The organism is Mesorhizobium sp. WSM4821 (assembly GCF_055901555.1).
This window is the reverse complement of the sequence record NZ_CM148371.1, coordinates 789,394-801,941: the sequence shown is the minus strand read 5'-3', so window position 1 is coordinate 801,941 and position 12,548 is coordinate 789,394. Positions and strand designations below refer to the sequence as shown.

At 62.4% G+C, this 12,548-nt stretch carries 9 protein-coding genes and 1 tRNA gene; 7 read left to right on the top strand and 3 right to left on the bottom strand.

Annotated elements, in window-relative coordinates:
* Nucleotides 1-154: 154 nt before the first annotated feature.
* The 3 genes from rpsA to aroA form a co-directional block, all read right to left on the bottom strand.
* On the bottom strand, nt 155-1,852 hold the full coding sequence (rpsA, locus tag AC0NID_RS03600) for a 30S ribosomal protein S1 (RefSeq protein ID WP_473450880.1): 1,698 nt from the start codon (nt 1,850-1,852) through the stop codon (nt 155-157).
* Nucleotides 1,853-2,054: 202 nt separating this feature from the next.
* Nucleotides 2,055-2,705, bottom strand: a complete 651-nt coding sequence (gene cmk, locus AC0NID_RS03595; RefSeq protein WP_473450878.1) for a (d)CMP kinase — start codon at nt 2,703-2,705, stop codon at nt 2,055-2,057.
* 274 nt (nt 2,706-2,979) lie between these two features.
* The gene (gene aroA / locus AC0NID_RS03590; RefSeq protein WP_473450876.1) at nt 2,980-4,332 is read right to left on the bottom strand and encodes a 3-phosphoshikimate 1-carboxyvinyltransferase; all 1,353 of its coding nucleotides are present in this window, start codon (nt 4,330-4,332) and stop codon (nt 2,980-2,982) included.
* A gap of 194 nt (nt 4,333-4,526) precedes the next feature.
* Here aroA and AC0NID_RS03585 point away from each other — a divergent pair, with 194 nt between their 5' ends.
* The 7 genes from AC0NID_RS03585 to AC0NID_RS03555 all read left to right on the top strand — a co-directional run bounded on the left by AC0NID_RS03585 (nt 4,527) and on the right by AC0NID_RS03555 (nt 12,531).
* Nucleotides 4,527-4,916, top strand: coding sequence for a TIGR02300 family protein (locus AC0NID_RS03585; RefSeq protein WP_473450874.1), 390 nt, complete (start codon nt 4,527-4,529; stop codon nt 4,914-4,916).
* A 172-nt stretch (nt 4,917-5,088) separates the two neighbouring features.
* Nucleotides 5,089-5,164, top strand: a tRNA-Ala gene (locus AC0NID_RS03580).
* 848 nt (nt 5,165-6,012) lie between these two features.
* Nucleotides 6,013-6,612 carry an ANTAR domain-containing response regulator gene (locus tag AC0NID_RS03575; RefSeq protein WP_473450872.1) on the top strand — a complete coding sequence of 200 codons (600 nt, stop codon included), beginning with the start codon at nt 6,013-6,015 and terminating at the stop codon, nt 6,610-6,612.
* Nucleotides 6,613-6,614: 2 nt separating this feature from the next.
* Entirely contained in the window at nt 6,615-7,853 is a 1,239-nt protein-coding gene (locus AC0NID_RS03570) for a CmpA/NrtA family ABC transporter substrate-binding protein (RefSeq protein ID WP_473450870.1), read from the top strand.
* Between the two features lie 354 nt (nt 7,854-8,207).
* Nucleotides 8,208-9,608: a CmpA/NrtA family ABC transporter substrate-binding protein gene (locus tag AC0NID_RS03565; protein WP_473450866.1), complete on the top strand. Its 1,401-nt coding sequence runs from the start codon at nt 8,208-8,210 to the stop codon at nt 9,606-9,608.
* Nucleotides 9,609-9,682: 74 nt separating this feature from the next.
* Nucleotides 9,683-10,768 (top strand): ABC transporter permease, encoded by a 1,086-nt coding sequence (locus AC0NID_RS03560; RefSeq protein WP_473450864.1) that lies wholly within the window; start codon nt 9,683-9,685, stop codon nt 10,766-10,768.
* Nucleotides 10,769-10,779: 11 nt separating this feature from the next.
* Nucleotides 10,780-12,531: an ABC transporter ATP-binding protein gene (locus AC0NID_RS03555; RefSeq protein WP_473450862.1), complete on the top strand. Its 1,752-nt coding sequence runs from the start codon at nt 10,780-10,782 to the stop codon at nt 12,529-12,531.
* The last annotated feature ends 17 nt before the right edge of the window (nt 12,532-12,548 follow it).

Sequence of the window (12,548 nt, the reverse complement as noted above, 5' to 3'; positions counted from 1 at the left end):
GCGACTATCCAGCCGGTGGCCGCAAGCGGGCATAATAGTCGATAACACGCTCGAATGTCTCGCTCTCCGCGTGGCTCTCACCGAGCGTGAAAAACCCGCGAGCCTTGCGGCCCGCGGGTTTGTTTTTATGCCGCCGATGCGCGACAGCCGATGCTTAGCTGCCCTGCTTCTTCAGCGCGGCACCCAGGATGTCGCCCAGCGAAGCGCCGGAGTCGGTCGAGCCGTACTGGGCGACCGCTTCCTTCTCCTCGGCGATTTCCAGCGCCTTGATCGAGACCTGCAGCTTGCGGGTCTTCTTGTCGAAGGCGATGACGCGGGCGTCGACCTTCTGGCCGACCGTGAAGCGCTCGGGGCGCTGCTCGTCGCGGTCACGGCTGAGGTCGGAGCGCTTGATGAAGGTCTCGATGCCGCTGTCGACCAGCCGCACTTCCAGACCGCCATCCTTGACGCCGGTGACCTCGCAGGTGACGACCGCGTTCTTGCGCAGTTCGCCTGAAGTCGCCGCCTCGCCGACCGTGTCCTTGGCCAGCTGCTTGATGCCGAGCGAGATGCGCTCCTTTTCGATGTCGACGTCGAGCACCTGCGCCTTGACCATGTCGCCGCGATTGTACTCCTCGATCACCTGCTCGCCCGGACGGGTCCAGTCGAGGTCGGAAAGATGGACCATGCCGTCGACATCGCCTTCGAGGCCGATGAACAGGCCGAACTCGGTCTTGTTTTTGACCTCGCCCTCGACCTGGCTGCCGACCGGATGCTCGCTGGCGAAAGCCTGCCACGGATTCTCAAGCGTCTGCTTGAGGCCGAGCGAAATACGGCGCTTGGTCGGGTCGACCTCGAGCACCACCACGTCGACTTCCTGCGTCGTCGACAGGATCTTACCGGGATGCACGTTCTTTTTCGTCCACGACATTTCCGAAACGTGGATGAGGCCCTCGATGCCCGGCTCCAGCTCGACGAACGCGCCGTAGTCGGTGATGTTGGTGACGGTACCCTTGATCTTCTTGCCGATCGGGAATTTCGTCCCGATCTCGGACCACGGATCGCTCTCGAGCTGCTTCATGCCGAGTGAGATGCGGTGGGTTTCCTGATTGATGCGAATGATCTGCACCTTGACCGTCTGGCCGATGTTGAGGATCTCGGTCGGATGGTTGACGCGGCGCCATGCCATGTCGGTGACATGCAGCAGGCCGTCGATGCCGCCGAGGTCGACGAATGCACCATAGTCGGTGATGTTCTTGACGACGCCTTCGACCACCTGACCTTCTTCGAGGTTCTGCACGATTTCCGAACGCTGCTCGGCGCGGCTTTCCTCGAGCACGGTGCGGCGCGACACCACGATGTTGCCGCGGCGGCGATCCATCTTGAGGATCTCGAAGGGCTGCGGATTGTGCATCAGCGGGGAGACGTCGCGGATCGGGCGGATGTCGACCTGGCTGCGCGGCAGGAAGGCCACGGCGCCGTCGAGGTCGACGGTGAAGCCGCCCTTGACCTGGTTGAAGATGACGCCTTCGACGCGTTCGCCCTTGGTGAACTTCTCTTCGAGACGGACCCAGCTCTCTTCGCGGCGGGCCTTTTCACGGGAAAGCATCGCTTCGCCAAGCGCATTCTCGATGCGCTCGACATAGACCTCGACCGTGTCGCCGACCTTGAGCGTCGAGTCCTTGCCCTTGACGCCGAATTCCTTCAGCGGCACGCGGCCTTCGACCTTGAGGCCGACATCGATGATCGCCATGTCCTTTTCAATGGCGGTGATGATGCCTTTGACGACCTGGCCTTCGCCGGAATGGCCGGCGGAAAATGATTCTTCGAGCAGGCTCGCGAAATCGTCGCGAGTGGGATTTGCAGCTGACATAATTTCTCCTGGAATGCCCCACATCTGTTGTGGGGCGGGCGCCGTGGGTTAGCGTTGCGTTCGCCTGCCGGCGTTCCGGGCTCAAAAGCCCTTGGCCGCCTGAGCGGCAATTCCGGCGCATGAAGAATGCTGGCAGGCTGGTTCGTGCCTGATATGGGTTATTTTCCACCGCCGACAATCGGCAGCAGGACCAAAACCCGGCTCAGGCTTCGTTTCTCTTGGCCATTGCGTCGTCGATGATCGCTTTGGCGGCCAGAAACGCGGCTTCTATAGACATTTCCGACGTGTCGAGCAAGTGCGCGTCGGCGGCCGGCTTCAGCGGCGAGTCGGCGCGGCCCGTATCGCGCTCGTCGCGGCGCACGATATCGGCGAGGATTTCGCTGAAATTGGCGGTGCCGCCGATGCTTTCTATTTCATCGAGCCGCCGCTTTGCCCGCACTTCGGCCCTGGCCGTCACATAGAGTTTTATGTCGGCGTCGGGACAGACGACGGTGCCGATGTCGCGGCCGTCGAGCACGGCGCCCGGTGGCGCCTTGGCGAAATCGCGCTGCTTTTCGACCAGTATGCGCCGCACGGTTGGGAACACAGCGACCTTAGAGGCCGCCTCGCCGACCGCATGCGCCGACAGGACCGACCGGTCGAGCTTGGCCAGGTCAACCTGCCGGGCTGCGGTTTCGGCGGCCGAGACATTGTCGAGCGGCAGACCGAGTTGTAGCAGCGCATGGGCCACCGCGCGATAGCTGAGGCCGGTGTCGAGCAGGTTCAGCCGATAATGGTCGGCGAGCCGGCGGGCCAGCGTCCCTTTGCCCGCGCCCGCTGGGCCGTCGATGGCTATGGTGAAGGGCGTTGTCATTTGCCGGCCACCATGACCGACAAGCGCGATGATCCAGACAGGTGTGGCGATCTTTCGCGCCCCCCTCTGTCCTGCCGGACATCTCCCCCACTTGGGGGGAGATTGGCCGTCATCGCGGCTTTCGTCAATTGCCCACGTTTCAGGATTGAGCGGGGCGTCGAAGCAGCAAATCTCCCCCCAAGTTGGGGGGATGTCCTGCAGGACAGAGGGGGGCGCTGTCCCTCCGACGTTCCAGTTCGGTCCCAGCCTTCAACGCCAGTGATTGCCATCGGCTTTACTCGATCTCCGCGCCTAGCCCCTTCATCAATCCCATGAACTCTGGAAAGCTGGTCGCGATCATCGCCTGGTCGTCGATGGTCACCGGCTTTTCGGTGGCCAGCCCCATCACCAGAAAACTCATGGCGATGCGGTGGTCGAGATGCGTCTTCACCGTCGTGTCCTGACCGTGGCCGCCGAGACCCTTGCCGCCCGGTCTTCCGCGAACGGCCAGTGTTGCCTCACCTTCGGTGCAGTCGACACCGTTGAGCTTGAGTCCATTGGCGACCGCCGACAGCCGGTCGGATTCTTTCACGCGCAACTCCTCCAACCCCTGCATCAGCGTCTCGCCCTCGGCGAAGCTGGCCGCGACGGCAAGCACCGGATATTCATCGATCATCGTCGGCGCCCGCTCAGGCGGCACGGTCACGCCTTTCAGTTCCGAATGACGCACACGCAGATCGGCGACATCCTCGCCGCCTTCCTTGCGCGGGTTGACGATGTCGATCCGGGCGCCCATTTCCTGCAGCGTCAAGAGAAGTCCGGTGCGGGTCGGGTTCATCAGCACGTTTTCGATTGTAACGTCCGAACCCGGCACGATCAGCGCCGCCACCAGCGGGAAGCCGGCCGAGGAGGGATCGCCCGGCACGGAGATCGTCTGGCCGGTGAGCTTGCCTTGGCCTTCAATGAAGATATGGCGCACGCCGCGCTCGTCGGTCTCGACCGACAGATTGGCGCCAAATCCCCTAAGCATCATTTCGGTGTGGTCGCGGGTCATCACCGGCTCAATCACGGTGGTGATGCCCGGCGTGTTCAGCCCGGCAATCAGCACTGCCGATTTCACCTGCGCCGATGCCATCGGCACGCGATACGTGATAGGTGCGGCGTGCGTGGGGCCGCGCAGCGTGATCGGCATGCGGTCGCCGGGCGTCGCCTTCAGCACCTGTACGCCCATCTGGCGCAGCGGCTCGAGCACTCGGCCCATCGGCCGGCCGGACAGCGAGGCGTCGCCGATGAAGGTCGTCTCCATGTCGTAGGTGCCGACCAAGCCCATGGTGAGGCGCGCGCCGGTGCCGGCATTGCCGAAATCGAGCGGACCTTCCGGCTGCAGCAGGGCGCCGTTGCCGGTGCCGCGGATCAACCATTCGGCGCCGTGCTTCTCGATATGCGCACCCATCGCCTTCATGGCGGTGCCCGTACGCATCACATCTTCGCCTTCCAGCAGCCCGGTGATACGGGTCTCGCCCGAGGCGAGGCCGCCGAACATGAACGAGCGATGCGAGATCGACTTGTCACCGGGCACCCGCGCCGCGCCTGAAAGCGCTGGCGATTTGCGTGCGGTGGCCGGTTTCGGGGCGGCAGTGTGCGACATAGTTTTTCCCTGAGTGAAAACGCCGGTGGCCGGCCTTTTTCTTTTGATTTGGGCGGTCTCGTATCACGGCGCACCGAAATGGTCATCCCCTTGCAAGAGGCCATCAGCGCAGGGATTTATGACGTTGGCTTTAGGCTTTGACAGCGCCGTAAACTGTGGTTATGGGGACCAAACTTTTATCGACGAGGCTTGCCGTGGCAAAACCCGAACTTGGCACCAAACGCATCGACCCTGAAACGGGTCAGAAATTCTACGACCTGAACAAGGACCCGATCGTCTCGCCCTATACCGGCAAGACTTATCCCCGCTCTTATTTCGAGGAGGGCAAGACCGCCGCTATCGAGGAGGAAGAGGAAGTTGCGGAGAAGGAAGTCGACGCAGAGGACGAAGAGGGCGTCGAGGTCGTCTCGCTCGAAGAGGCGGACGACGACGGCAAGTCCGACGACCTTCCCGATCTCGGCGACGATGATGACGATGTGGACCTCGGCGACGATGATGACGATACTTTCCTCGCCGACGAAGAGGAAGAAGACGATGATGTCGCCGACATGATCGGCGTTGGCGACGACGACGACGAAGTCTGATCTGGCCTCTGCCGCAAGCGCTTGCCGGATTTCGCGGCGTCTTGAGAAAAAGCGGTTGTTGGAGGCTTGATATTGACTGAAGGCGGGGTTAGAAGCCGCTGCACTAACGGCGCGGTCTTGAACCCGCGCCGGATCTCTTCGCCGGGAACGGCGCCGGTCGACTGCCGGAAGTGGGGCCATAGCTCAGTTGGGAGAGCGCTTGAATGGCATTCAAGAGGTCGTCGGTTCGATTCCGATTGGCTCCACCAGTTTTCTCCTAGGAAATCAGTCTGTCGCAGGCCTGCCTGTCCCCGGCAGGTCCTTACAAACCGGTCGGTTCTCCTGAAATGAATTTCGCCATTTCTGCTGGAGTATTTTGCGGCCAAAGTGGAAGCGCTCGGCGTAGCGGAAATGCGGCTAAAACAAATAGATAGAGCGGGATGCCCGGTTCAGTTTGAACGGACCCGCTTTAGTGGGCACCTTGCGGTACGCCGCCGCAGATTGATGTTGGGATTCCTAACAGCCACATGAAGCGAAAACCCCGGAACCACCGGGGTTTTCAGCAGGCTAACTGCTAATAATGCCAGTACCAGACCCAAACGCGCCGACGACGGCACCGGGTGCGCAGATAGCCGTCTCGCCAGTAACGACGACAGACCCTTCTCCAAACGCGCCGCCTCCGCCGCCGCCTGCGGTGCCAATGCCGATGGCGCACCGGTTGCAGTTCTGCTTGAGTATCTTCATCCTCGAAGGCTTCCGTATCCATCGCGTCCAGTTCATCGAGAATGCCGCCTCTGACGCCTGGGACACCAGCCACTGCGTTGATAGGCCGAACTGCGCTTGCAAGGGCCGCAGCCCCGGCAATGCCAAACATTCCTGTCAAAAATGATCGCCGATCCATAGAAACCTCCAATCTTCTACCCAGCGACACAAGGTTCGCAATTGGAAGATAGCGCAGCGGATACAAAAGCAAAGTCAGTCCCTAGTAACGGTATTTAAAGAACCTTAACGGGTCGGCTTCGCGAACAGATGGCGACCCCTCTGAATTCGAAGAGATAACCGCGTCAATTGTCGCCGCGCCGCATTGCACAATCGCGCGGCGTGCGCAAAATGCGGCATGAACCGGAAATCCCTCGCCGTCTTGGTGATCGATGAAAACCACATCCGCGCTTCCATCATCGAGGCGGGGTTGCGGGAGGCCGGGCATGAGCAGGTCACGGTCGTTCACGACGTTGCTGGAATTGCACGGCGCATCGCCGAGATCGAGCCGGATGTGATCGTCATCGATCTCGAAAACCCCAACCGCGACATGCTTGAAAACATGTTCCAGCTTTCGCGCGTGGTGAAGCGGCCGATCGCCATGTTCGTGGACCGCTCGGACCAAGCTTCGATCGAAGCTGCGGTGGAAGCGGGCGTCTCCGCCTATGTCGTCGACGGGCTGCGCCAGGAGCGCGTCAAGCCGATCCTCGACATGGCGATCAGCCGTTTCAACGCGTTCTCGCGCATGGCGCGCGAACTGGAAGAAGCCCGCAGTGAGTTGGAGAACCGCAAGGTCATCGACCGCGCCAAGGGCATCCTGATGAGGTCGCGCGGCCTGCCGGAGGACGCGGCCTATACGCTTCTGCGTAATACCGCCATGAGCCAGAACCGCAAGATCAGCGAAATCGCGCAGAGCCTGGTGACGGCGGCAGGCCTTCTGGATCCCGGAGAGAGTTGAGCATGGCGGCCGAACACCGGATCAATGCGGGTTTCATACCGCTCTTCGACAGCGCCGTTCTTGTGGCAGCAAGCGAGATCGGCTTTGCCGCGCGCGAAGGCATCGACCTGATGCTCAGCCGCGAAACATCCTGGGCCAACATCCGCGACCGCATCGCTATCGGGCATTTCGACCTGGCGCATATGCTGGGACCGATGCCGATCGCCTGCAATCTGGGGCTCACCCCACTCGCCTCCGACACGATCGTGCCATTCTCACTTGGGCTGGGGGGCAACTGCGTGACGGTTTCGAACGCGCTCTGGGCGGGCATGGCCGCGCACGGTGCCTTGCCGGACCTCGATCCTGCGCGAACGGGCAGGGCCTTGGGCGCGCTGATCCATGAACGGGCGCATGCCGGCCATGATCCGCTGCGCTTCGCGGTCGTGCATCCGCACTCGGGACACAATTACGAACTGCGTTACTGGCTCGCGGCCTGCGGCATCGATCCGTCGCGAGAAATAGAAATCGTCATCGTGCCGCCGCCCCTCATGGCCGACGCACTCGCCGCCGGCAGGATCGACGGCTACTGCGTCGGCGAACCCTGGAACAGCGCCTCGGCCGTCGCCGGCACCGGCCATATCGCGACCGTCAAGGCCACCATCTGGAAGACCAGCCCCGAGAAAGTCGTGGGCGTGCGCAAGGCCTGGGCCGAGAAACACCCGGATGCCCTTTCGGCCCTGCTGCGCGCGCTTCATCACGCCGCGCGCTGGTGCCAGGATCCGGCAAATCGCGGCGAACTGGCCGCGCTGATGGCTCAGCCTTCCTTCCTAGATCTTTCACCGGCACTGCAGATGCCGATCCTGACCGGGCGCCTTCCGCTGGGCGGCGGCGCGGAACTGGCAGTCGAGGACTTCTTCCTTCCCTTCGGCAAGGCTGCGAATTTTCCATGGAAAAGCCATGCCCTGTGGTTCTACACGCAAATGGTGCGCTGGGGGCAGGTCAAGCATAGCGCTGCCAATATGGCGCTCGCGCGGGACACCTATCGGCCCGACCTCTATCGCCTCGCCCTGAAGCCGCTCGGCGTCGCCCTGCCGGGCGCCAATGCCAAGGTCGAGGGGGCGCTTACCGCCGCCACCCCGGTCGGCTCGGCCGGCGCCAGCCTCGTCCTTGGCCCGGATGGTTTCTTCGACGGCCGCATCTTCGATCCGGACAGGATCGACGACTATCTGGCCATCCGCGACTGGGCTATGCCGACAGGCTGAGCATTTCTTGCGCACCATCGTGCACTGCACAATTTTTGTGCGACTGCACAATGGGCGTGACTGCCGCGTGAGCATCGGTAATCCGGCGCCCCAGCGTTCACGCCCGCCTTCTCTGTTGTTTTCATTGTAGAATCTGTAGTTCCGTCAAACTGGCACGGTTCCTGCATGGTCACCCACAGGCCTTCGGGCCATGGAATACGGCGTCCAATGGCGGGCGTCACAGGCAAAGCTGCCGCTCAGGTCAATACGCGATCCGGATCAACGGACGCGGCGGCCTGGCCGGCGGCTTTTTTGTTTTGGTCCAACACGCAGTCGATGGCGCAGATGCCAAGCCGCGCCCAACCGGAGATAACGATGACGAAACGGATCGCCTTCAATCCCATGCGCAGGCTGCTGCTGGTGGCCGGCGTCGCCGCGCTCAGCCTGCACCTGTCGCCGCTGGCCGCCCGCGCTGAAATGCTTGCCGTCGAAAAGGATGAGCTGAAGTTAGGCTTCATCAAGCTGACGGACATGGCGCCGCTCGCCATCGCCAAGGAGCTCGGCTACTTCGAGGACGAGGGGCTCTACGTGACGCTCGAGCCGCAAGCCAACTGGAAGGTGCTGCTTGACGGCGTGATCACCGGCCAGCTCGACGGCGCCCACATGCTGGCTGGCCAGCCGCTTGCCGCGACCATCGGCTACGGCACCAAGGCCGATCTGGTGACGCCGTTCTCAATGGATCTGAATGGCAACGGCATCACCGTTTCCAATGCGGTTTGGGAGATGATGAAGGCCAACATTCCGGTTGAGAACGGCAAGCCCGTCCATCCGATCAAGGCCGACGCCCTGAAGCCCGTCGTCGATCAGTTCAAGGCCGAAGGTAAGCCGTTCAACATGGGTATGGTCTTCCCGGTTTCGACGCACAATTACGAGCTGCGCTACTGGCTGGCCTCGGGCGGCATCAATCCCGGCTACTATTCGCCGGGCGACACTTCCGGTCAGATCAAGGCGGACGCGCTGCTTTCGGTCACCCCCCCGCCGCAGATGCCGGCCACGCTCGAGGCCGGAACCATCGTCGGCTATAGTGTTGGCGAGCCATGGAACCAGGCTGCCGTGTTCAAGGGTATCGGTGTTCCGGTCATCACCGACTACGAAATCTGGAAGAACAATCCGGAAAAAGTGTTCGGCATGACCAAGCAGTTCACGCAAGAATATCCAAACACCACGCTTGCGATCACCAAGGCGCTCATCCGCGCCGCGATCTGGCTGGACGAGAACGACAACGCCAACCGGCTGGAAGCTGTGAAGATACTCGCCAAGCCGGAATATGTCGGCGCCGATGAGGCGGTCATCGCGAATTCGATGACCGGGACGTTCGAGTACGAAAAAGGCGACAAGCGCGACGTTCCCGACTTCAACGTCTTCTTCCGCCATTTCGCGACCTATCCCTATTATTCCGACGCCGTCTGGTATCTGACCCAGATGCGGCGCTGGGGCCAGATCCCGGCAGGTAAGGGCGACCAGTGGTACGCCGACACCGCAAAATCCGTCTACCTGCCCGACATCTATCTCAACGCCGCCCAGATGCTGGTCGACGAGGGCAAGGCCGACAAGGCCGACTTTCCCTGGGATAGCGACGGCTACCGTGCGCCGACGGCGGAGTTCATCGACGGCGTCCTCTACGACGGCAAGAAGCCCAACACCTATATCGACAGTCTGCCGATCGGGCTGAAGGGCGAGCAGATCATCGAAGGCACCGAAATCGCTGGCGGATAGGCCCGTCGACCCAGGCAGCCGGTCCTATCCGACTGCCATCCCCGGCCATACCAGGAAGACAGGAACCGCTACCGATGACATTCGCAACCGAAACAAGCACCCGGCTGGACACGGCCCGCGGCAAGCGCAGGGAGCAGCACCTCGCCCGCATCAACAGGGCGGCGAAGTGGCTTGAGGTATTCGGCCTTGCCTGGCTGGCGCCGATACTCAGGATCGCCGCCGGTGACAGCCTCTCCGAGCAGCTCGGCGAACTCAAGCGTGTCCTTGTCATCCCGTTACTTGGAATCGTAATTTTCCTGACGGCGTGGGGCGTGCTCGCACCACGCGTGCAGACGTCGCTTGGCGCCATACCCGGCCCGGTCCAGGTATGGGAGCAGGCCGGCGTTCTGTGGGCCGACCATTGGGCCGAACGCGAAAAGGAAGCAGCATTCTACCAGCGGCTCGAGGCGCGCAATGCGCAACTGGTGGCCGAGAACAAGGCAGACCAGGTTAAGCACCGCGCCTATACGGGCAAGCCGACCTACTTCGACCAGATCGTCACGTCGCTTAAGACTGTCGGCCTGGGATTCGTGATCGCCACGATCATCGCCGTGCCGCTCGGCATTGCATCCGGACTTTCCAAGACATTCAACGGCGCCATCAATCCGCTGGTCCAGATATTCAAGCCCGTCTCGCCGCTGGCGTGGCTGCCGATCGTGACGATGATCGTTTCGGCGGTCTATGTCGACACGAGCGCTGCGCTGCCGAAATCGCTCGTCATTTCCGCCGTCACCGTCACGCTGTGTTCGCTGTGGCCGACGCTGATCAACACCGCGCTCGGCGTCGCCTCGATCGACAAGGACCTCGTCAATGTCGGCAAGGTGCTTCAGCTTTCGACGGCCACCACGATTCGCAAGCTTGTCCTGCCTTCGGCGCTTCCGCTGATCTTCACCGGGCTCCGCCTGTCACTCGGCGTCGGCTGGATGGTGCTCATCGCCGCCGAAATGCTGGCCCAGAATCCGGGGCTGGGCAAATTCGTCTGGGACGAGTTCCAGAACGGCTCGTCGTCGTCGCTGGCGCGCATTATGGTCGCGGTGCTCACCATCGGCATCATCGGCTTCGCACTCGACCGCATCATGTTTGCGCTGCAGTCGGCGCTGACCTTCTCGGCCAACAGGTAGAGGCGGGCGCGATGGCTATTCTTGAAGTTACCGGCCTGTCGAAAACCTATGGCGAGGGAGCCAGGCGGTCCGACGTCCTGTCCGACATCAACCTCAAGGTCGAGGAAGGCGAATTCATCGCCATCGTCGGTTTCTCGGGTTCCGGCAAGACGACGCTGATTTCGGCGATCGCCGGCCTCGTCCAGCCCGACAGCGGCCGCGTGCTGGTGCGCGGCAAGGAAATCGATGGTCCCGGATCTGATCGCGGGGTGGTCTTCCAGTCCTATTCGCTGATGCCGTGGCTTTCGGTATACGGCAATGTCGCCCTGGCGGTCGACGCCGTGTTAGAGGCCAAGCCGAAGGCCGAGCGGCGGGCGATCACGCGACGATACATCGACCTGGTTGGCCTTTCGCACGCCATCGATCGCAAGCCGGCCGAGCTTTCTGGAGGCATGCGACAGCGTGTGTCGGTCGCCCGGGCGCTTGCCACGCGGCCGGACATTCTTCTCCTCGACGAGCCCTTGTCGGCGCTCGACGCCCTGACCCGCGCGAAGCTGCAGGATGAACTGGCCGATATCTGCGGCAAGGAGAAGAAAACCATCATTCTCATCACCAACGATGTCGATGAAGCGATCCTGCTCGCCGACCGGATCATCCCCTTGAAGCCGGGGCCGAAAGCGACGCTCGGACCGTCGTTCCGTGTCAACATCGAACGGCCGCGCAACCGCGCGGCGATGAACCACGACGAGGAATTTATCCGGCTGCGTGCCGCGGTGACCCAATATCTCATCGACGCCGGCGCCGAAGGCGGCGACCTCGAAAGCGGGATCGATCTGCCGAAAATCGTGCCGATCACGCACAAGAGCGAGCCGCCAAAAGCCTATCGCGATGCGGCGGCCTCGCCGGCCCAAGGCCGGTATGTCGAGTTCTACGAGGTGCGCAAGGTCTATCCGACGCCGAAGGGCCCGATCACTGTTGTCGACGGGTTCGACCTCAAGATGAAGAAGGGCGAATTTATCACGCTGATAGGTCATTCAGGCTGCGGCAAGTCCACGGTGCTGTCGATGGCGGCCGGCCTGAACGGCATTTCCGGCGGTGGCATCGTTCTAGACGGCAAGGAGGTGACCGGCGCTGGTCCAGACCGCGCGGTCGTCTTTCAGGCGCCGTCGCTGATGCCGTGGCTCACCGCGCGCGAAAATGTCGCGCTTGGGGTCGACCGGGTCTACCCCGATGCGACGCCGGCCGAGCGCAAGGACGTCATCGAATACTACCTGCATCGTGTCGGGCTCGGCAATTCGATGCACAGGCTCGCCGCGGAGCTCTCCAACGGCATGAAGCAGCGCGTCGGCATCGCCCGCGCCTTCTCGCTATCGCCCAAGCTGCTGCTGCTAGACGAGCCCTTCGGGATGCTGGATTCGTTGACCCGCTGGGAACTCCAGGACGTCCTCATGGACGTATGGAAGCGGACGCAGGTGACGGCCATCTGCGTCACCCACGATGTCGATGAGGCGATCCTGCTGGCGGACCGCGTGGTCATGATGTCGAACGGCCCCAACGCCCGGATCGGCAATATCATGGAGGTGGATTTGCCGCGTCCGCGCTCCCGCAAGGCGCTGCTCGCCCACCCAGATTACTACGCCTACCGGGAAGAGTTGCTCGATTTTCTCGAAGCCTATGAGGGCGGTGCCAATCCCGACCCGGCGCTGCTGGAACAGATCAAACAAAAACGCGCGGACCGCACGCGCCGCGGCGACGGCGCGCTTTGCGTCGCGGCGGCGGAATAGGAGGCCGAAGGATGACG